Source organism: Paenibacillus sp. S25, assembly GCF_019454085.1.
Taxonomy (GTDB): Bacteria; Bacillota; Bacilli; order Paenibacillales; family Paenibacillaceae; genus Paenibacillus; species Paenibacillus polymyxa_B.
This window is the reverse complement of the sequence record NZ_CP073683.1, coordinates 4742701-4763897: the sequence shown is the minus strand read 5'-3', so window position 1 is coordinate 4763897 and position 21197 is coordinate 4742701. Positions and strand designations below refer to the sequence as shown.

At 46.7% G+C, this 21197-nt stretch carries 21 protein-coding genes; 16 read left to right on the top strand and 5 right to left on the bottom strand.

What is annotated here, in order from left to right; genetic code table 11:
* Nucleotides 1-171: 171 nt before the first annotated feature.
* From KAI37_RS20850 to KAI37_RS20810, 9 genes are all read left to right on the top strand, one after another.
* Complete coding sequence (locus KAI37_RS20850; RefSeq protein WP_023990144.1) at nucleotides 172-846, top strand: succinate dehydrogenase cytochrome b558 subunit; 675 nt, start codon at nucleotides 172-174, stop codon at nucleotides 844-846.
* Nucleotides 847-939: 93 nt separating this feature from the next.
* The gene (gene sdhA, locus KAI37_RS20845; RefSeq protein WP_013311796.1) at nucleotides 940-2685 is read left to right on the top strand and encodes a succinate dehydrogenase flavoprotein subunit; all 1746 of its coding nucleotides are present in this window, start codon (nucleotides 940-942) and stop codon (nucleotides 2683-2685) included.
* Nucleotides 2686-2704: 19 nt separating this feature from the next.
* Nucleotides 2705-3472, top strand: coding sequence for a succinate dehydrogenase iron-sulfur subunit (sdhB, locus tag KAI37_RS20840; RefSeq protein ID WP_023990143.1), 768 nt, complete (start codon nucleotides 2705-2707; stop codon nucleotides 3470-3472).
* A gap of 172 nt (nucleotides 3473-3644) precedes the next feature.
* A complete protein-coding gene (locus KAI37_RS20835) occupies nucleotides 3645-4454 on the top strand; it encodes an AAC(3) family N-acetyltransferase (RefSeq protein WP_076294262.1) in 810 nt (269 codons plus the stop codon).
* A 67-nt stretch (nucleotides 4455-4521) separates the two neighbouring features.
* Complete coding sequence (locus KAI37_RS20830) at nucleotides 4522-5466, top strand: metallophosphoesterase (protein WP_220030149.1); 945 nt, start codon at nucleotides 4522-4524, stop codon at nucleotides 5464-5466.
* Between the two features lie 105 nt (nucleotides 5467-5571).
* On the top strand, nucleotides 5572-6312 hold the full coding sequence (locus KAI37_RS20825; RefSeq protein ID WP_220030148.1) for a metallophosphoesterase family protein: 741 nt from the start codon (nucleotides 5572-5574) through the stop codon (nucleotides 6310-6312).
* Between the two features lie 51 nt (nucleotides 6313-6363).
* The gene (locus KAI37_RS20820) at nucleotides 6364-6972 is read left to right on the top strand and encodes a GNAT family N-acetyltransferase (RefSeq protein ID WP_220030147.1); all 609 of its coding nucleotides are present in this window, start codon (nucleotides 6364-6366) and stop codon (nucleotides 6970-6972) included.
* A gap of 182 nt (nucleotides 6973-7154) precedes the next feature.
* Entirely contained in the window at nucleotides 7155-8159 is a 1005-nt protein-coding gene (locus KAI37_RS20815; RefSeq protein ID WP_220030146.1) for an AraC family transcriptional regulator, read from the top strand.
* Nucleotides 8160-8339: 180 nt separating this feature from the next.
* Nucleotides 8340-9791 carry an MFS transporter gene (locus tag KAI37_RS20810; protein ID WP_220030145.1) on the top strand — a complete coding sequence of 484 codons (1452 nt, stop codon included), beginning with the start codon at nucleotides 8340-8342 and terminating at the stop codon, nucleotides 9789-9791.
* 104 nt (nucleotides 9792-9895) lie between these two features.
* Here KAI37_RS20810 and KAI37_RS20805 read toward each other — a convergent pair whose 3' ends face one another.
* Nucleotides 9896-10774 (bottom strand): NAD-dependent epimerase/dehydratase family protein, encoded by an 879-nt coding sequence (locus KAI37_RS20805; RefSeq protein WP_220030144.1) that lies wholly within the window; start codon nucleotides 10772-10774, stop codon nucleotides 9896-9898.
* Nucleotides 10775-11003: 229 nt separating this feature from the next.
* Between KAI37_RS20805 and KAI37_RS20800 the strand changes: the two genes are divergently transcribed.
* Nucleotides 11004-11528 (top strand): alpha/beta fold hydrolase, encoded by a 525-nt coding sequence (locus tag KAI37_RS20800; RefSeq protein WP_289779918.1) that lies wholly within the window; start codon nucleotides 11004-11006, stop codon nucleotides 11526-11528.
* A 45-nt stretch (nucleotides 11529-11573) separates the two neighbouring features.
* On the opposite strand, the gene KAI37_RS20795 is transcribed toward KAI37_RS20800, so the two are convergent.
* From KAI37_RS20795 to KAI37_RS20785, 3 genes are all read right to left on the bottom strand, one after another.
* Entirely contained in the window at nucleotides 11574-12314 is a 741-nt protein-coding gene (locus tag KAI37_RS20795) for a GTP pyrophosphokinase (RefSeq protein ID WP_220030143.1), read from the bottom strand.
* 154 nt (nucleotides 12315-12468) lie between these two features.
* Nucleotides 12469-13278 (bottom strand): histidinol-phosphatase, encoded by an 810-nt coding sequence (locus tag KAI37_RS20790; RefSeq protein WP_220025961.1) that lies wholly within the window; start codon nucleotides 13276-13278, stop codon nucleotides 12469-12471.
* A 60-nt stretch (nucleotides 13279-13338) separates the two neighbouring features.
* Nucleotides 13339-14241 carry a LysR family transcriptional regulator gene (locus KAI37_RS20785; protein ID WP_023990132.1) on the bottom strand — a complete coding sequence of 301 codons (903 nt, stop codon included), beginning with the start codon at nucleotides 14239-14241 and terminating at the stop codon, nucleotides 13339-13341.
* 429 nt (nucleotides 14242-14670) lie between these two features.
* On the opposite strand from KAI37_RS20785, the gene KAI37_RS20780 reads away from it, so the two are divergent.
* The 5 genes from KAI37_RS20780 to KAI37_RS20760 all read left to right on the top strand — a co-directional run bounded on the left by KAI37_RS20780 (nucleotide 14671) and on the right by KAI37_RS20760 (nucleotide 19453).
* Nucleotides 14671-15129 carry a chemotaxis protein CheX gene (locus KAI37_RS20780; protein ID WP_023990131.1) on the top strand — a complete coding sequence of 153 codons (459 nt, stop codon included), beginning with the start codon at nucleotides 14671-14673 and terminating at the stop codon, nucleotides 15127-15129.
* Nucleotides 15130-15168: 39 nt separating this feature from the next.
* Nucleotides 15169-15948: an SDR family NAD(P)-dependent oxidoreductase gene (locus tag KAI37_RS20775; RefSeq protein WP_071642772.1), complete on the top strand. Its 780-nt coding sequence runs from the start codon at nucleotides 15169-15171 to the stop codon at nucleotides 15946-15948.
* Between the two features lie 122 nt (nucleotides 15949-16070).
* Nucleotides 16071-17462 (top strand): DEAD/DEAH box helicase, encoded by a 1392-nt coding sequence (locus KAI37_RS20770; RefSeq protein WP_025722363.1) that lies wholly within the window; start codon nucleotides 16071-16073, stop codon nucleotides 17460-17462.
* 18 nt (nucleotides 17463-17480) lie between these two features.
* Complete coding sequence (locus KAI37_RS20765) at nucleotides 17481-18227, top strand: ABC transporter ATP-binding protein (RefSeq protein ID WP_013311782.1); 747 nt, start codon at nucleotides 17481-17483, stop codon at nucleotides 18225-18227.
* A 2-nt stretch (nucleotides 18228-18229) separates the two neighbouring features.
* Nucleotides 18230-19453, top strand: coding sequence for an ABC transporter permease (locus KAI37_RS20760; RefSeq protein WP_071642768.1), 1224 nt, complete (start codon nucleotides 18230-18232; stop codon nucleotides 19451-19453).
* A 118-nt stretch (nucleotides 19454-19571) separates the two neighbouring features.
* On the opposite strand, the gene KAI37_RS20755 is transcribed toward KAI37_RS20760, so the two are convergent.
* Nucleotides 19572-19688 carry a hypothetical protein gene (locus KAI37_RS20755; RefSeq protein WP_023990126.1) on the bottom strand — a complete coding sequence of 39 codons (117 nt, stop codon included), beginning with the start codon at nucleotides 19686-19688 and terminating at the stop codon, nucleotides 19572-19574.
* 206 nt (nucleotides 19689-19894) lie between these two features.
* Here KAI37_RS20755 and KAI37_RS20750 point away from each other — a divergent pair, with 206 nt between their 5' ends.
* Nucleotides 19895-21172 (top strand): sensor histidine kinase, encoded by a 1278-nt coding sequence (locus KAI37_RS20750; protein WP_220030142.1) that lies wholly within the window; start codon nucleotides 19895-19897, stop codon nucleotides 21170-21172.
* The last annotated feature ends 25 nt before the right edge of the window (nucleotides 21173-21197 follow it).

The window sequence follows — 21197 nt, the reverse complement described above, 5'->3', positions numbered from 1 at the left end:
CAATTCCATTATAAGCCGAAAAGGAGTAACATGAAAGCGACACAAGATGTTCACACTTTTGTTTTTCCTAATAAGGGACACCTTGTTGGACATTTCCTGTCGGGAACTGTCATTTTATATGTTATATTACTATTGAAAACGCTATTATTGGGAGAAGGGAGCATGACCTAGATGAGAGGATTTTATTCCAGAAAGCTGCATTCGCTTCTTGGCGTCATTCCGTTGGCTCTATTTTTTGTTGAGCATTTGGTGACGAACTTCACAGCGGTGGAGGGCGGCAAGGAAGGATTTAATCGCAGCGTGGCTTTCCTGAATGGTTTGCCGCTGGTTATTGTGCTAGAAACGTTATTCATCTACTTGCCATTACTGTTCCACGGAATCTATGGCTTGTATATCGCTTATCAGGCTGACCCGAATGTCAAAAGGTTCGGCTATTCACGTAACTGGCGCTTTCTGTTCCAGCGTATTTCTGGCGTCATTACATTTGTATTTATTATCTGGCACGTATACGACACACGCTTTCAGGTGGCTCTGGGTAAAGTAACTCATGAGGAGCTAGGCGGCGTTATGCATGGCATCGTGACGAACCCGGTTTATTTCATTTTGTATTTAATCAGTGTCGTTTCGGCATCCTTTCACTTTGCTAACGGACTGTGGGCATTTATGGTCAGTTGGGGGATTACTGTGGGACCACGTGCGCAAAAAGTATCTTCTTATATCTGTATGACCCTGTTCGTGGTGGTGTCTATCGGCTTCATCGCTTCCCTGCTTGCATTCCGCAGCGCGGAATTTCAGGAAACGGCAACTGCCTTGGTGCAATGCAGCGCTTTTAAACAGCTACTGTAAATGAGTCATATCCATTATACATCGTGTTGAGATTCTATTTTTAAACGTAAAAGGGGATTTTGTTAAAATCCTGAAAAAAAGGAGTGAGCAGAAATGGCAGCATCCAACATTATTGTCGTGGGCGGCGGTCTGGCAGGTCTAATGGCTACGATCAAGGCGGCAGAGGCGGGAGTTCACGTTCATTTATTTTCTTTGGTTCCGGTCAAAAGGTCCCACTCCGTTTGTGCTCAAGGCGGCATCAATGGTGCGGTAAATACCAAGGGTGAGGGAGACTCACCCTGGATTCACTTTGATGATTCGGTCTATGGCGGGGACTTTCTGGCCAACCAGCCTCCGGTAAAAGCGATGTGCGAAGCGGCTCCGGGGATCATTCATCTCATGGACCGCATGGGCGTCATGTTTAACCGGACACCGGAAGGACTGCTGGACTTCCGCCGCTTCGGTGGTACCCAGCATCATCGGACCGCCTTTGCTGGTGCGACGACAGGACAGCAGCTTCTGTACGCTCTCGATGAGCAGGTACGGCGCTGGGAATCTGCTGGTTTGGTGACCAAGTATGAAAACTGGGAGTTTTTACAGGCTGTACTGGATGATGAAGGCATCTGTCGAGGGATTTGCGGGCAGGATTTGCGTACGATGGAAGTGAAGACTTTTGCGGCGGATGCAGTTATTTTGGCGTCTGGTGGCCCCGGGATTATTTTCGGTAAAACCACGAATTCCGTCATTAATACGGGCACAGCTGCTGGTGCGGTGTATCAGCAAGGCGTACGCTATGCGAACGGTGAGTTTATCCAGATTCATCCGACGGCTATACCAGGGGATGACAAGCTGCGTCTCATGTCCGAGTCGGCACGGGGAGAGGGCGGTCGTATTTGGACGTATAAGGACGGTAAGCCATGGTATTTCCTCGAAGAAAAGTATCCAGCTTATGGAAATTTGGTTCCTCGCGATATTGCGACACGTGAAATATTCAGTGTATGCGTTGATGATGGACTGGGTATTAATGGCGAGAACATGGTCTACCTTGATCTGTCCCACAAGGACCCGAAAGAGCTGGATGTAAAGCTAGGCGGCATTATTGAAATCTATGAAAAATTCGTCGGTGACGATCCGCGCAAAATCCCGATGAAAATATTCCCGGCTGTTCATTATTCAATGGGCGGCATGTGGGTCGACTACAATCAGATGACGAATATACCGGGCTTGTTCGCGGCTGGTGAGTGTGAATTCCAATATCACGGAGCGAACCGTCTGGGTGCGAACTCGTTGCTGTCAGCCATTTACGGCGGGATGGTAGCTGGACCTAAGGCTGTGGAATATATCAAAGGCTTGAAAAAATCTGCACAGGATATAGCTACTTCCGTATTTGATGCGGCAGTTAATCAGCAGACGGAGAAGTATGAGCGTATTTTGCATATGGACGGAAAAGAAAATGCTTATGTTCTTCATAAAGAGCTGGGCGAGTGGATGACGAACAACATGACTGTGGTTCGTTATAATGACAAGCTGGAAGCTACGATCCACAAGATCAAGGAGCTGAAGGAGCGTTACTCTAACATTAACATCAATGACGCTTCGCGCTGGAACAATGCGGGTGCGGCGTTTACACGGCAACTGTGGAATATGATGGAGCTGGCCGAAGCGATGACCAAAGGTGCGCTACTGCGCAACGAAAGCCGCGGGGCCCATTACAAACCAGACTTCCCGGATCGCAACGATGAGGATTTCCTGAAAACGACGATTGCGGACTGGACACCGGAAGGGCCACAAATCTCGTATGAAGCGGTGGATGTTTCGCTGATCAAGCCGCGTATTCGGGATTATTCCAAGAACAAATAACGGAAGGGAGTGTATTTAGATGTCGGAGCAAGCAGTGAAGTCGAATAAAACAGTGAAGTTCGTTGTGACCCGTCAAGCTGATCCTAAAGCCAGTTCCTATACGGAAGAATTTGAATTGGCTTATCGTCCGGGGATGAATGTGATTAGCGCGCTGATGGAAATTCAGCGTAACCCGGTGGACAGTCATGGTAAAGAGACGGCTCCGGTGTGCTGGGAGTCGAATTGCCTAGAGGAAGTATGCGGAGCATGCTCCATGGTGATTAACGGCAAGCCGCGTCAGGCCTGTGCGGCGCTCGTCGATAAGCTGGAGCAACCGATTACGATTGCGCCGATGAGCACGTTCCCGGTAGTTCGGGATTTGGTCATCGACCGCAGCCGGATGTTTAATGCGCTCAAGAAGGTCAAAGCGTGGATTCCGATCGACGGTACCTACGATCTAGGCCCTGGTCCTAGAATGGCAGAGAAAAAGCGTCAGTGGGCGTATGAGCTGTCCAAGTGCATGACCTGCGGTGTCTGTCTGGAAGCTTGCCCGAACGTCAACGAGAAGACGACGTTCATCGGACCTGCGGCGATATCTCAGGTTCGCCTGTTCAACAGCCATCCGACAGGGGAAATGAATCAGGAAGAGCGGCTGGAGGCGTTGATGACGGACGACGGGCTGGAAGGGTGCGGGAACTCGCAAAACTGCGTACGTTCTTGCCCGAAAGGCATTCCGTTGACAACTTCTATTGCCGAAATGAACAAGGAAACGACCAAGCATATGTTCAAGCGCTGGCTGACTGTATAGCACTGGACAGCGTATAGGTTATGCCCAAACAGGCTTTTTCTCAAACTGGAGAAAGCCTGTTTTTTTGCGCTCAGGAATGATGGAGGGTAACATGGAGGAAGGAGCACGGGATAGCAGTTATGGTATAATTATGGTATTGTGTATCGTTTTTGGTGAAAAGGAGGCTGGACAGGTGACTGTACAACCGATAACGAATCGACCTGTCACTAGGTCGGATGTAATGAAGGGATTAAAGGATCTGGGAGTTCGGAGCGGCATGACATTGCTTGTTCACTCGTCGATGCGCAGCTTTGGACGCTTTGTTCCAGGCGGGGCCTCGGCCATTCTTGCCGCTCTAACCGAAGTGGTTGGCCCGGAAGGGACGCTGGTAATGCCGACACAGTCTCATGACTTGACTGATCCCTCGACTTGGATGAACCCGCCTCTGGATGAGTCATGGTGGGAACTGGTACGCGAGGAAATACCCGCTTATGATCCGGCTTGGACGCTGACCGGAGGGATGGGCGTCATTGTAGAAACGTTCCGCGGTCTGCCGGGAACCAAGCGTAGCGGACATCCGCATGTTTCTCTGGCGGCACGTGGACCTGCTGCTTCAGACTTGCTGGAAGCGCATGAGCTTGATTTTGGGCTGGGTGAGCATTCGCCCTTGGCAAAGCTGTATGAGGCAGATGCCTATGTACTGCTGTTGGGCTGCGGACATGACAGCAATACGTCCTTGCATTTGGCGGAATATCGAACAGCCTATAATGGACGAGAAGTGATCACGCATCAAGCTCCTATGATGGTGGATGGAGCAAAAGCGTGGGTATCTTTTCAGGATTTTAATATTACCTCAGATGACTTTGAGAAGCTGGGACTTGATTTTGAACGGGACTGTCCCTCAGCCTTTATGCGGGTGAACATCGGAGAGGCTTCATGTTTTTTCGCGAGGCAATGTGATTTGGTAGACTATGCGGAGCAGTGGTTGTCCAACTACCGCTAAAGCAGCTTCTGGACAGCAAGAATTTCTAAAAAGTGAGATCAAGGAATAGATTGCAGGGGGAATGCATATGGAGAAGACGCCGCACACCCGCCGCGAGAGTCAGGATGGCCCGCATCAGGGGGCCGCTATCCCTCCCGGTTCTTCGCGGCGTTCCATTTCAAATGAACCAGCCAATCCTTCGCGCCGCCATTTTTTGAAAAAAGCGGCTTTAGCCACAGCCGGAACCGCGCTTCTGGCTGGAGGATATGCTTCCTTATGGGAGCCTAATCATTTGGAAATTACACGCTTCAACTTGTCTCTCCCTCGTCTTCCGTCTGCTTTTGACGGAATCAGGGTCGTACATTTTAGTGATGTGCACTTGGGTTTTCACATGGATGAGCAGGATCTACGCGAGCTTGCGGACCGTATAGCAGGTCTGAAGCCAGATTTGCTCTGTTTTACAGGCGATATTGTGGATGACTATGCAGTATCCATGAAGGCTGCTGTTCCAGTTATGGCTTCTATGCACGCCACACTTGGCAAATTTGCTATTCTGGGCAATCATGATTATAGAGGTTTACCAGCCGGAGTACAGGAATTGTATCCGAAAACCGGGTTTACGTTGCTGAGAAACGAGCATGCGATTGTAGAGCTTGCGGGACAGCGTGTAGCCATGGTCGGTTTAGAGGATAACATCATGGGCAAGCCCAATCCGCAGCGTGCCATCCACGGACTACCTGATGAGATGTGCAAGCTCCTGCTGATGCATGAGCCGGACTATGCAGATGTGGCGGCGCAAATGTCCTTTGATCTTCAACTGTCAGGGCATACGCATGGAGGACAGGTACGCTTGCCGGTCATTGGAGCGCCGATGCCGCCTCCGGGTGGACGCAAGTACATCCAGGGATTATTTCATGTGGGAACGGAGAGAATGCCGCTGTATGTCAGCCGAGGCATTGGCATGACACATCTGCCGATTCGCGTGCTGTGCAGACCGGAGCTTAGTGTTATTACGTTAAAATCCGGCCAATAGGCCATGATCTTTTTTTCATCTTTATCATATATGTTGGAACTACATAAAGATGGCTTGAATGTAGTGTAGAGATGTAGTCGTTTCGGACAAAGGAGTGAGGTTCAGATGGATCGTATTGCTGTCATTTCAGATATTCATGGCAATTGGCCTGCCTGTGAGGCGGTGCTGGAGGATATTGCTTCCCGAGGCATTAGCCGTGTGTTTTGTTTGGGGGATCTGATCGGCAAAGGGCCTAGCCCGTGCGAGGTTCTGGATGCTGTCCGTCAACGTTGTGAAGTGGTCGTGCGGGGGAATTGGGATGAGCTGGTTAGTATTACGGATGATCTCAATTTTAGCTGGCAAGCTGAACGTTTGGGGGCAGAACGAGTGCAGTATTTGGCACAGTTACCGTTTCATTATGATTTCAGAATGAGCGGACGCCGTATCCGTCTGGTGCATGCCTCGCCGCAAAGTGTATATCACCGTGTGCAGCCATGGGATGAGCCGGAAAAACGGCTTGCCATGTTCGATCCGTTAGCAGAAGAAAATGGAAAAGTTGCTTTTGCTCCGGATGTCGTGGGATATGGTGATGTGCACAATGCTTTTATCCAGCATTTTCAGGGAAAAACACTTTTTAACGTCGGTAGTGTCGGGAATCCGTTGGATGTTACGCAGGCTTCCTACTGCATTTTAGAGGGGGAGATGGGAGAGGAGCAGCCTACGTCCTTCTCCATTCATTTTGTACGTGTACCTTATGATATAGAACTGGCGGTAAAACAAGCGGAGGAAGCTGCTGTACCTTCTTTGCCGTATTATATTCGAGAGCTGCGCACAGGAATTTACCGGGGGATTCAGGAACTGGATTAAGTATGGAAACATTCATTTCTAAAAGCCAATCCATCCGCAGGAGGGGACATTGTGCTGACCAGAGAAATGCTTCGTCTTGGGCTACCGGAGCTTTACGCCCGTCGAGTCCGATTGCGCCAGCTAAGAGCAGAGGATTATCCCGCGCTGGAGCGGATCCTATCCGATCCATTGGTGATCCAATATGTGAATCGAATTCGCAAGCCAGTCTATACACGAATGCGGCGTCTGGTTGCGCAAATTAAAGTATCTGCTGATTCACTAGATTCCCTGCATTTTGCGGTGGAATGGCATCAGAGAAATACAGGAGAAAGCAATTTACTTGGTGAGTCCAATGAGCCTACCTCCTCACCGTTGCTCGGTATCGTCTCTTTTCAGCAATGGAATGAAAGAATGGGTGAGGCGCAATTGGGCTATATTCTGGATCGTCCTTTTTGGGGACAGGGGCTGGCTACAGAAATAGTAGGAGAAATGCTGAATTTTGGTTTCGGATCTTTGAAGCTCAAGCGGATCGAAAGTCGTTGCCAAGAGGATAATCAGGCTTCCATGCGCGTGCTTATTAAAAATAAGATGCGCCTGCTGCGTACAATTGGTGCTTATGATCCCTCAGGCGAGGTACCGAGTGTATTGGTATTTTCGATGACCCAAGGGGATTATGCGTAGAAATGGCAGTGGAATATTTTGTTACAAAGATGAAATATAACTGCAAAACAACTCTAACACAGGACGGGTACAATACAGACATGACCCCCTTTTGAATAATATATGTTGCTGGGACCCGATGATTCGGGTCCTCTTTTTTTGTTATCCTATAGTTAGAACCGAACAGGAAAGAAGGGCTGGCATTGGCTTTAAATATATGGAGTGCAGACATTCATCATTTATTTGACCAATTCACTGAGCTTGTGGATGGTCATATTCATCATAAAAAATCGGAGCAACAACTCACGATTCCCCCGCATATGGGTAAGGGAAGTATGACTCGCACACGGATTCGTCCAGGTATGGAAATCGTGGTCACGGATCTCACCTTTGAACAGAATATGAAGCTTCATATTCAGGAGGCTTGTCCGCTCTTTGAACTCAGCTATTGCTTAAACGGTGAAATATACTGTGAATGGAACGGCAAAGAAAGTCATACCAATCGCTTGACCGGGAATGTTTTATATTTAGAGGATGAACTGGTTTATGAGGAAAAGAAGGCAGGCGTTCACCACCAAATGGTGGAAATAAGGTGTTCTCCCCAAGAGCTAATTTCTTACGCCGGAGATATTGCAGAAAAGCATAGTATAGAAACATGGTTACAGCGTTACAAAGGGAATATTGACGCCTACGCGGATACGCCCGCCATGCACAAGTGTGTTTATGACATGATACATTGTAACTACAATGGGACGATGAAACGGTTATACATGGAAAGTAAGGCAATGGAGTTTATTGCATTGTTTGGGGAGATGGATGGACATGTAACAAGGGGGACAAGCCATTTTATAAGTCGTGAAGATATTTCAAAGCTCCATAAGGCTCGAGAATTCGTCATACTTCATTTTGAGCACCCCTTGTCGATTCAAGCGTTGGCCCGAAAGGTTGGGCTTAATGAATTCAAGCTAAAGAAAGGATTCCCCCATTTATTCGGAATGACTATTTTTGAAATGGTGCGTAAGCAAAGAATGGAAAAAGCTCTCTGGTACTTGGAAGTTGAACAATTAAACATTGGAGAGACGGCATTTTCAATCGGGTACAGCAACGCCAGTAATTTTACGACAACCTTTCGAAAGTATTATGGTTGTAATCCTAGCGAATATATCAAAAAAATACGTAATCCAGATACATTTACGAATAAATTTTAATGAAACAATCCTTCAAGCATGTCCATCATGTTTGGAGGATTTTTTATTGGTGCTCCTTCTATAGGGATAGAAAATACCTTTGCAGGTAGAGACCCCCTTGCTTTATAGATGATAATGGTTATCAGTTTAGATGAGAAATGAAAAGATTAAAGATGCCCATTATAGGTTGGAGGAACTACAATGAAAGATCGTTTTGCCATAGCCATGACTAATCCTCAAGCAGTACAGCAGGTAGATTCGCGTCGCTGGTACGCATTAGCTCTTATTTTACTTCCTACTTTATTAATTTCACTGAACAACTATATGATGCAGGTTGCCCTTCCGATGATGCAGGCGGACCTGCATGCCAGTTTTTCAGAGGCACAGCTCATATTTACGGGATATTCTCTGGGATTGGCTGTGGCCTTGATATTGGGCGGCAAACTTGGAGATATGTATGGTAGAAGACGCATGTTATGTATCGGGGTGTTGGGATTTACATTGATGGCTCTGTTAGGGGGGATCGTATCGAAGCCTACGTTAATCATTATGATTCGTGTGCTTCAAGGGATATCAGCTGCCATGATTCAACCCCAGGTTCTATCTATCATGCAAAGCAGCTTTCTTCCCAAAGAGAAGGGACTGGTATTTGCAATTTACGGAGCTATCATTGGGGTTGGGTTTACACTTGGTTTAATACTGGGTGGATTTTTGGTAGACTGGAACCTTTTCGGCCTGGGCTGGCGCATCATTTTCTTTTTTAATGTCCCCTTTGGGCTGTTAGTGTTACTCTTTTGTCCTATTATTACGGAATCCTATGGCAGATCCGTGCCGAATATGGATTGGAGTGGGGCTTTTCTATTGCTTCTTGGTTTATTGCTGTTTGTCTATCCGTTGACAACCGGGCAAAAGCAGGGCTGGGCTTTATGGACATGGGGGTGTCTGCTGTTGTCCATTCTGGTTTTGGTTGCTTTTATAGTTACGCAGATGGGAAAAGAAAAGAGGGAAGGCTCGCCTTTTATTCGTCTATCTATATTTAGAAAGAGTTCATTCGGCGCAGGGATATTGACGGTAATTGTCATCTATCTTAGTATGTTTTCGTTCTTCTTTATTTTAAATTATTATGTACAATCCGGTTTGAAATACAATGTTCGATCCACAAGCATGGTCTTTTTGCCGCTTGGTGTTGGCTTTTTTCTCACCTCATTATGGTCGTCCAGGCTAGTAAAGAAGTGGGGGAATAAGGTGTTGAAATCAGGTATGCTAATCATGGGGATTTGTAGCTTTCTGCTCATTGGATCGTTACATCTAGATGCAATCCATTTATGTCATATTCAAAATATCATGATACTAGGTGTATATGGTCTGGGTCTCGGGATGGCCACAACGCCACTGGCCCATGTCGTCCTTGGTGCTATATCGGCTGAAGAGGCAGGAACGGGTTCAGGCTTGTTTACGACCTTTATGTACTTGGCTAATTCGTTGGGAGTCGCTTTGATCGGGTTCTTGTTCTCTTCCTTGCTCAATCACACGCTTTCAGAAGCTAATCTGTCAGATTATATCAGAGCATTCTCTATTTCTGTGGCAGTGAGTGGAGTTCTTGCCTTGGCTGGACTCATTTGCATTTCATTTTGTTACAAAGATGAAACATAACTGCAAAGTTACTTTAACATAGAGTGGGTACAACATAGATATGACCCCCTTTGAATTATATATATTGCTGGGACCCGAAGCTTCGGGTCCTCTTTTTTATGATTTTAGGAACGGTTCAGGCTGGTTATCAGCTCTGGAAGCCATTCATTTAGGGAGAGAAATGAGTACCCCTCTGACTGGGCTTTGGACGTATCCATGTACCACGATTGTGTAATACCAAATGGAGACATGTGCTCGTCTGCTGTTTTTTCTTTCACCACAGCTCGTTTTCCCGTTGCCTGCTCAATGATCGAAATGATCTCTCCAATTCTCACTGTACCGTCGGAACAAGCATTTACAGGGCCTATTAAAGGAGTGTGACCGAGCCAAAGCAGAAAATCTGCGGCTTCATCGGAACGAATAAATGAGATTTGTGCTGTGGAATTAGGTACTCCGATTTCTGTTCCTTCACGAACATGTTCGATATGAAAATGAAGCCTTTTCGTATAATCATCTGTTCCCAATACAATCGGAAAACGAACAGCGACTACAGGGAATGTAGCTTGTTGCATAAAAACTGCTTCCGCCTGCCGTTTAGCCTCCTGATATGTAAAATCGTCTTTCCCGCCCTTGCGAACCGGGTAAGCTTGAGGGTCGAAGATGCTCTCTGTCAGCACTTCCGGGCTCGAATCATAGACGGATAGGCTGGAGGTCACAATATACCTCCTGGCTTTAGCATCAAAAATCCGGCAGGCTTCGCTGGCTTCATCTGGAGAAAAGCAAATATTATCATAAACAATGTCCCACACTTGCTCACCTACCGCCTCTGCGAGCGCTTGCGGGTCGGTACGGTCTGCACAGATCCGCTGAACGCGGTCACCAAACGAATCGCTTGTTTGGCCTCGTGTGAGGATGGTAACGGAGTTCTCGGAACTCTCCAGCAGACGTTCCACTAGTCTCTTGCCAAAAAAGCGCGTTCCACCCAATACAAGTACCTTTTTCATACTTTAATCACTCCTTATAAACTTGTTTTCATAGATCAGGATTTTGCAAAATCCTCAAATATTAAGGTAGACGAAATAATGACTGAAAAGGGTACAGAGCGAATGAAAAGAGCTTAACATACTTTGATGAAGTGTTCTTAGTGCGGAGCCATTTTGCAATCTATCATATACTTAGTTTATTTACATAGTTCATCTAACAGTTAAGTAAAAAAAAGGAGGATCATATGCCATACGTAGAGATTCAGGATTTAGAAATGTATTACGAAAAAATGGGTACAGCTGTGGAGGCAATGTGGCTTTATACTGCGCGGTGAAGCACCCTCAAATGTTCGCAACCGTTACGACTATAGGCTGTAGTGGAGTCGCATGTCCTGAGGGGGCAGATGAATTTGAACCGGAGTGGCTCATCAAAAACGAACGTTATGAAATGATTCATCAAATGGTGGAACGGCATGAGGAGGCACATCAGGGGAATTGGCAAGAATTTATGCGACAGAGCGCACAGGATTGGCGCCAATATCCGCAATTGACACGTAACGAGCTAAGCAGCATTACGTGCCCTGCATTATTTATCGCGGGTGAACATGATGATTTCGCCACCGAAGAGCAGCTTCTGGAATTATGCTCATGGGTACAAGACTCACGTTATCTAATTGCCCCGGGTTGTAGTCATCGACCGCACATGCTTAGAGAGAAGCCGATCTTAATCAATGATTCTATTCTTTCATTTTTGAACAAGCATGCAATCCGTTGATCATAAGATCAAATTATTCGCATAGCGGTGGAGCGCCGCCTAATCTTACTCTCCTAGAAGCTTCAAGAAATTGGCCGGCACCGTAATTTGCTGATTATTAATTATAATCTTCCGAAGCTCCTCTATGGAGTCCTCTTCACCTCTAGCGTCTTTAATTTCCTTGATCTCACGATGTAGACGCTCCATTTGGAGATCTAGCGCATTAGCGGAATCCGCTGCGTTCTTTAATTCACGCGTCAGACTTTCGGGAACGGACTGGTTGTACTTATAAAAGATTTTATGCTCCAGGCTGGCCCAGAAATCCATCGCAATGGTTCGAATTTGCACCTCTACGCAGACTAGTTCCTCACAATCCGACATGAATACAGGAACTTGAACCAGCAAATGCAGGCTCTGGTAACCGTTCGGCTTGGGGTTCTTGATGTAATCCTTAATTTCCAGCACCTTCAAGTCACTCTGTCTCTGAAGCATGTTACTGACATCATAAATGTCAGAAATAAAAGAGCAAGTAATACGTAAGCCGGCGATATCCTTAATATGATTTTTGACAGCATCCAGGGATAACTCGCTATTTTTACGAAGCATTTTGTTCATGATGCTCTCAGGAGATTTAAGGCGTGATTTGGTATGCTCAATAGGGCTGTAATCGTGCAATGCTTGAAATTCCTGCTTTAATATTTCAATCTTGGTTTCCATTTCGTCGAGCGCAAATTTATAAATTAGCATAAATCGCGTGATGTCATGCTTTAGCTTTTTGATCTTGTCCATAGGATCTTCCAAGTGCATATGTAATTCTCCTCACACATAGATGTCATAATCTTGCTAAGCGTTCGCCTTTGCAATGGAATTATCACTATATAAATACAATCCCCAACAATCCCATTGCAACAGCGTTCGTAAGATCAAATGATTTGCGGAGCGGCAATTCCCACCTTAAATTTTAAAGCGCCACAGGAATTTTACGTTTTTCTTTAAAATAGACCCATTCCCGGAAGCCGATATCCTTCAGCATTGCCTTTACTTCTTCCCAATCATCGCCTACCCGCGAAGGCTTATGGGCATCCGAACCAAAAGTAACCTCTACACCAAAATGGTGCGCTCTTTCTAAAATAGAAGCAGACGGGTACCATCCGCCACTTAGCTTGGTTTTACCCGAAGTGTTAATTTCAATCGCCACATTGGATTCCGCAATTACCTGCAAGGTTTCATCAATGGCTTCATCGGCAGGAATGTCTGAAAAGGCAGGGAAGTTCCCCTTCATTGCGTCAATATGACCCAAAATCTGAAACATGCCACTTCGCGCAGATTCCTGAATGAGCGTATAGTAGGCTTGTTTGACCTCGATTTTACGAGCGTCGCTTAATTTGTTCCAACGGTTACGGTTAAAAATGCTGTCCCCTTCGACATTGTGAATCGACCCAATGAGGTAATCAAATGGATAAGGAGCCAGAGTGGAACGATATAATTCAGCAAAATCAGGAAAATAATCCGTTTCCAATCCGAGGAGCACGTCAATACGGCCTTCATATTCCTTTTTGAGCTGTTGTACCTCTTCTACGTATTCAGCAAGCTGTGACTTAGCCATATAAATTTTAGGAAAAGCCTGATCCTGTTCGCTACATAGAAAGGGGGAATGATCCGAAATGCCAATAGCTTGTAAGCCCGACTGAATGCCTGCTTCAATGTAATCTCGAATGTTTCCGTCTGCATGACCGCAGCGGAAATGATGGGTGTGCAGATCAAATTTCATAGTCTGTCTTCCTTTCGTAATCAGGGTTTATATTTCGTATGGTGTTCATAGCGAATTACGTTATTCAGAACTGGTGAAATTCGTCTCCGGCATCCCCTTCAGATCACTTAAAAATTGCTGCATGGCTGAGTTTAGATATCGGCCGGATTTATAAATCACTCCTACCGGATGACTAACTTCCAGCTCGGGAATATGGATCATTTTTAATGTGCCTGCACGCAGTTCAGAAGTGACCGATAGTCTGGAAATAATGGCAGCACCGAGATTAATTTCGACCATCCGTTTGACTTCCTCGCTGCTGGACAACTCGATCACGACATGAGGTACGATTTGGTGCTTTTTAAATACATCATCCACGAATTTTCGTCCCACCGTATCGGGAGAGAGCAGAATCAGCGGAATTTCCCGAAGGGCTTCAATGGTAGCATGTGGTTGTGAGGCCAGTGGATGAGTAGGAGACACGACTAGCTCAAAGGAATCGTAGTACAGAACCGAAGTGCTTAAATTGGGATTACGTTCAATCAGATAACCGATGCCAACATCAATAAGTCCGTTCTCCACCTGCTGATAAATCATTGAGGAAGCCATGGATTGAATGGAGGTTTTGATGAGAGGGAACTGATCCTGAAAGTAGGAAAGCACGCGCGGTAAAATTTGAATAGCGATGGATGTTGTGGTGCCCAGCGCAATGTGACCCTGCGGTGTTTCGTTTAGATCGTATAATTTTTGTCTTAATTCCTCAACAACCTCTAATATGCGCTCGGCGTGTTCCAAAAAAACAGCTCCCCGGTCGGTCAGGGTGACAGGCTGGTTGCGGTCAATCAGAATGGTTTTGAACTCATCCTCTAGACTTTTAATTTGGGCGGACACCGCCGGCTGCGTCAAATTGAGAAGTTCTCCGGCTTTGCGGAAGCTCATCGTTTTGGAAATCATGATAAGTGTTTCAAGTTGACTGATGTTCATGAAGTTCCTCCTCTCTTTTCTTAATCTTATCGCAGCTGTATAGAATGAATATTTTTAGCCAATCCATAGGTTCATATGTAAAACCGTCGTTATGCTTTATTTCATTAAATTATAGGTTATTCGAGCAGGAAGGGCAATGAATCGAAGCAGAGCACCTTAAAGTGTGGTATATTGGGAAATAAAGACTAAAGTCCTGATATCCTTCAAAAATAATCAATCTAAAACCGGTAAGAAGTAAAGATATAGGACATTATTCACATTTTTTGTGATTTAGCTATAAAAAATTACCGGGTAGCTGTCGATAAGTGATATAGAGAGCATTTTATTGAGGATCGATGCGTTTTACAGTAATATTTAATTAAAAAATTCTAATTTAAATGGGACTTTTGTTGTGTGTCTAAAAGCCCATCGTAAAGGGGCGCTTTGATCGTGAAGGCAGAAGTGATAAATCCTTTTTTGGAGTCGGCGCGACGGGTCATTGAACAATTGATCCAAGTATCTCCTTCACCCGGAAATCTTGGTGTGAAAAATGTCGAGCTGGTGGACGACCACATCTGGATTATGATCGGGATGACCGGACAGCTTAGCGGAAATATTGTGTTCGGCCTGAATGAACAGGTGGCGCTACGTATGGTATCAGCGATGATGGGCGGATTTGTGTTGACTGAAATTGATGAGATGGGAAAAAGCGCAATTTCAGAATTGGGCAATATGATTAGTGGTAATGCCAGTACGATTTTGTCCAATCAGGGAATTGTCGTGGATATTACGCCTCCGCAGGTCATGAAATCAGAAAACTTGACCACTTTTGTGCCTCAGCGTGCCCTTTATATTCCGCTCACGGTGGAAGGAATCGGTGAGCTGGATATTCAGGTGATGATCTCTTAATATTAAAGGAGCAAGTTTCTTTAGTGTGGAGGGATGACCGTGAGTATACTACAGGACAAGATAGTTGTGATTACAGGTGCATCTAGTGGAATTGGCGCCCTTTGCGCTCAGTTGTTAAGCGAAAAGGGCGCGATTCCTATTTTAACAGCACGCTCGCAGGAGCGACTGGAGCAAGTATCTGCGGGAATCAGCGGCAGGCATGAGCTTATCCAACTGGACGTCACCCGCCAGGAGCAGGTAGAGGCTGTTGCTGCACGAGTATTGGAACAGTACGGACGGGTCGATATATTGCTTAACAATGCGGGCTACGGAAAATTTGAGTATTTTAATGAAACCGACCTGACGGAGTTTGAACAAATGATGGACGTGAACTACATGGGTGTTGTTCGCTGCATCAAGGCGTTTCTGCCGCAAATGACAGAGCGGGGCCATGGACAGATTGTCAATGTAGCATCGATGGCTGGGAAAATCGGGACAGCCAAATCGTCTTCTTACACGGCGACGAAGCATGCTTTGCTCGGTTTCAGCAATGCGCTCCGGCAAGAGCTGCGCGGGAGTGGAGTGACTGTAACGACGATTAATCCGGGGCCGATCGACACACCGTTTTTTGAGCTGGCAGATCCTACAGGAGGATATGTTCGCAATGTAAGCTGGTTTATGCTAAAACCTGATAAGGTAGCACGGCATATCGTAAGAGCGATGGAGCTTGGCAAGGAAGAGGTTAATCTGCCACGGTGGGTATCTCCTTTTCTCAAGCTGTATCAGTTAGCTCCCAGACTAACCGACAAGCTGGGTCATGGCGTGATGAATAAGAAATAAAAGATGTCCCGTAAGCCATTAGCTATGGTGAGGGACATCTTTTATTTTTGTGATTTGGTAACAGGGCTATTTTCGCATATAATGGAGAGTAACGAATTTACGTATAGGGGTTGGACCTTTTCATGACATTGAATTTTGAATCGCTCGGCGTTGAACAAGATCTGTTGGACAAATTGACTGAGCATGAAATTACACAGCCTTCGCCAGTTCAGGCAGAGGCTATACCGGAAATAATGAAGGGAAAGCATGTTTTGGCGCGTTCACAAACTGGCACAGGCAAGACACTGGCTTATTTGTTGCCGCTGTTGCAAGCGATTGATCCACAGAAAAAGGCTACGCAAAAGCTGATACTAGCTCCAAGCCAGGAACTGGCCATGCAAATTGTACGTGAGGGTCAGCGGTACGGAGAGCATCGCGGAATCCGTGTACTCGGTCTGATTGGTGGTGCGGCTATCAAACGTCAAATCGAAAAGCTCAAGGATCATCCACAGCTTGTCGTGGGCACACCAGGACGTGTACGGGAACTCATCGCTTCGAAAAAGTTGAAAATGCACAATATTACAGCCATTGTCATCGATGAGGTGGATCAGATGTTCCAGCTCGGCGGAGCAGGCGATGTAACAAACATATTGGGCACCGCCCAACGTGATCGTCAATTGGTATTCCTGTCCGCAACGCTGAACGATGAGATCCAGTCGCTGGCGAAACGGGAGATGCGTGACTACGTAGAAATTGGGATTGATCCCGACCAGAAGACAGCCAGTGGATTGGAACACTATTACTTTGTATCTGAAGAACGGGATAAGGTGGATATGCTGCGCCGTCTGGTACGTCATTTTAATCCAAGAAAAGCGCTGGTGTTCGTGAATACAACCAATGCCATCGGGGAGATTGAAGCCAAGCTCAAGCATATGGGGCTGACTACGGCATCCTTGTATGGAGATGCGGATAAAGTCACGCGTAGCAACGTGTTGGCCCGATTCCGCGAGGACAAGCTCAAAGTGCTGGTCGCTTCGGATGTGGCAGCCCGTGGTCTGGATATTGAGGGCCTTGAAATGGTCATTCATTTTGACCCGGCTACGGATAGTCAAGCTTATGTTCACCGTGCAGGACGGACAGGACGGATGGGACGCAAAGGATTGGTGGCGTCAGTTGTTACCGACCGTGAAACGTTCATCATGCGTAAGTTCTCCCGTGAACTGGGCATTGACATCGCAGAGCGTGCGTTGCACGGAGGTCGAGTAGTTGTGCCACGTCCGGCGGATGCCAAGCGTGCACCTGTAAGACCATCCGAGGCCAGATCCATATCTGACGGAGCACAGACGGAAAACCGTAAGGCACCTGTTCGTACCGAAAACGGACGTCCTGGCAGGAATTCCGCGAACGGTTCAGCTCCGGGCAAGAGCAAAGGAGCAGCCTTGTCCAAAGCAGGAAAAGCACAGCGCGAGCGTGATCGCAAAAACAAGGGTGCACCAAGATGGCTGAAGGAAAAAGGATCAAAACCGAACGAGTAAGGGAGAAGAGGGGGAGCCATGGAACAACAGCCTGTGTTGCAAATTAACGGACTGACCGGCGGATATAGCGCCAAGCGCCCGGTGCTGCATCAGATTTCGCTGGATGTGAAACCGGGCGAAATGGTAGGATTGATCGGTCTGAACGGGGCCGGGAAAAGTACGACCATGAAGCATATTTTGGGCCTGATGACACCGCAGGCCGGAGAAATTCGTGTGCAGGGTCATAAGCAGGATGAAAATCCCGAGGAGTACCAGGGAGCCATTGCTTTTGTACCTGAATCTCCAGAGCTGTATCCTGAAATGACGGTGATGGAGCATATGGAATTCACGGCCAGAGCGTACGGAGTTAGCGAAGCAGATTTCCGCACGCGCAGTGATCAAATGCTGGACTTGTTCCGTATGCGGGATAAAAGTGGAAGTATGTCGATGCACCTGTCTAAAGGGATGCGCCAGAAAGTGATGATTATGTGCGCATTTTTAGCAGGACCGCCGTTGTATGTCATAGATGAGCCTTTTTTGGGTTTGGACCCGCTTGGTATTCGTTCCCTGCTAGACTTTATGTTAGAGATGAAGCGTTCGGGTTCGTCCATTCTGCTCAGTTCTCATATTTTGTCCACGATTGAAAATTATTGTGATCGTTTCATTGTACTTCATCAGGGTGCCATCATTGCACAGGGTACGCTGGACGAAGTGACAGCACAGGCGGGTAAGCCGGGCATGCCGCTGGAAGATGCATTTTATGAGCTGGTACAGGGCAGGGAATGAGCATGGATTTGCAACGTTTGCATAAAGAAAGACGTGTAGCGTTCTGGGGACAGGTGCTGCCCTATCTGGGCTATGTCATTCAGAGCGGTCTGGCAGTGGTCTTCGGCTTTGCACTGATTGCCTTTGCCGCATGGTACACGTCGCTGCTGATGCATACTCCACCGGATTTGCCCATCCGCTGGATCATGCTTATTGTGGCTATTCCGATTGCTCATGCGAGCTTTCGTACGTATCTAAACGCGGCGGATATTGTTTTCCTCCGTCCACAGGAGCACGCGATGCACGATTATTTTAAGGCCAGCCGGATTCGGGGTGTGGTGTATAAAATATTCGGTTTGCTATTGCTGTCTATTATCGTGTGGCCGCTGTATATTCGCAGTGATGTCGCGCCTAAGCCGCTGCTACTAACCCTGCTACTGTTCGTGCTGTTAAAGCTGCTATTTAGCTACGGCGGCTGGCAAGAGCTTCGCATGGTATCGATTGGCGGAAGTGTAGGCTATCGTCTGCTTCGGTGGGTGTTGGCTGTGCTGATGGTAGCCGCATGGCTATGGCAGCCTCCACTACACAGCGTGCCATTTATCATATTGGTCGGTGTGGTGTACGTGCTTGTTCTGCGTTTTCCGGTCAAGCTGCTAGTGGCTTGGGAAAAGCTGATTCGTACAGAGGGGATGCAGGCTGCTCGGGTGATGCGCACTTTGGGCTGGTTTGTCGATGTGCCCGCCCTTACGCAGAGAGTGACGCCACGTCGTTGGTTGTCCTGGTTGGGAGGTAACATACCTTGGAACAGAAGGGGAGCGTATCGTTACCTGCTGTTTAAGACGTTCCTGCGTACAGAGCCAGCAGGTATTGTCATTCGGCTTGGAATTCTGGGGTTGTTAATTATATATATCACCCATGCTAGCTGGATTGGTATTGCAGTATATTTATTTTTCATATTTCTCATTGGTGTACAGGTCACTTCACTAAGGCAGTATCACAAGGATTCGTTATGGCTTCAGTTATATCCGATTCCTGCGCATAGTCGTCGTGCGTCTTTTCTCGACTTTGTTGTTCGGTTGACGTTGCCGGCTGCTGTGGTGCTGTGGCTTCCTTTTCTGGCAAAAGGAACGGAAGATCTACTGTCTACACTGCTCACGCTGCTTGGGGGAGTTGCAGTAGTGTTCCTGTTGCGAGGCGCTCAAGCCAAAAAATGGCGTTTGGACGGCCAGGATGAAGAAGAAGTGTAATGTGTATCTATGTGAATAAAGTAAAGGCTAATTCGCAAGCAGCAAGAGCTGTCTGCGAATTAGCCTTTTTTTTGTACGCTCACTGCTATCGTAGCCGTGGGTGCAGATAATCGTCTGCTTATATGAAGATCGTTTTGCTGATGATAACTAATAAAATGAACAGTACCAGAATTGTTCCTGTGCTTGTAAATGCGCCGTAACCACCGTAACCGCCTCTTGTTTCTTCTGCTCCCATGCTCATTCTCCTCTCGGTCATTGTGATAAAGGATACATCGTATCTTATGAAGTGGATTTTCAGATTGCGTGGGCCAATGCTCAGTTGTGTTGCCGAATCGCCTTATATTTTTCATCAGATGTAGGGGAGGAGAGAGGAAAAGGCACGTATTATCGAGAATAGAAGAAGTACGTAGTCATTATCACTTGGAAAGTGGGAAAGACGAGATGCTGATAGATAAGCTGCTCGTGAACATATTTCTTGTGTTTGTACCATTATTAGTATATAGCGCTTTGTCAGATCATCGGCATAGGAAACATACCCCGTTGCTTATGGGAGGGGTGCTGGGTGTGTCTTCTGTGCTTTGCCTAATGTTTTCGTACATCTGGTATGGATTATATTGGGATCTTCGATATGTTCCTCTGATCCTTTCTGTTTTATATTTTGGTCCTAAGGCAGGGCTTCTGAATATAACGCTGATGGTGATGGCTCGTATGTATATAGGTCCTGAGTCTATAGTGGTAGGATTTCCTAGCATGATGTTGTGTTATTTGGGCCCTCTCTTGGTGAGAAAGAAGTTTATGCAGCTCAATAGTATGTTGCTTCGGGTGGGCATGAATATGCTAATGAGTATATGGACCAATATTGCCATGCTTATAATTCTATTAATACATTCCTGGGCCAATGGCAGGCTGGATAAGGATGAGATTGAGCTGATCCGGGCAATACTCTGGTTTGGTGTGATCCAACTCCTAAGCATTGGAGCCTCCTCTTTCTGGATGGAGTTTAGTTTGGAACGGGAAGAAATGAGAAGGAAGGTTAAATATGCTGAGCATCTGAATACGTTAGGTGAACTGGCTGCCTCTATGGCTCATGAAGTACGGAATCCATTGACCGTTGTTAAAGGGTTCCTGCAAATGGTTCAGTCAGGGCTAGAAGGGAAAAATCGCAGATATATTGCTTTGGCACTAGCGGAGGTCGACCGGGCCGAAAGAATTATTAGCGACTATCTGAACTTATCCAGACCGCAGATTGGGAACACAGAACTGATGGATCTGTCTGGCATGGTTCAACAGATTGTTTTGCTTTTGAAACCGATGGCAACCAAGCAAGGCGTAAGACTGTATACTGAGCTAAGGAGTGAAATATACGTACACACAGATCGTAATCAGCTGTTACAGGCGTTAATACATGTGACGAAAAATGCGATCGAAGCTGCGGATGATGGAGGCAGGGTATACATAAAGCTGGCGATTCAGGAAGAGAAGGCATGTCTGCATATTAGGGATACGGGAAAAGGCATGAGTCAGGAGCATCTGGAGCGAGTGGGCACTTTGTTTTTTTCAACCAAAGAGGTAGGAACGGGACTGGGAACGGTCGTCTCCTTTCGAATCATTGAAGCCATGAACGGAAGTATACACTATGAGAGTGAGCCCGGAGTCGGAACCGAGGTAGTCATCCTGTTGCCACTCGCACAGGAATCTTTGCTCGCTGCTGAAGGATAGTCTGTTTCGAAGTGTGATACAATGG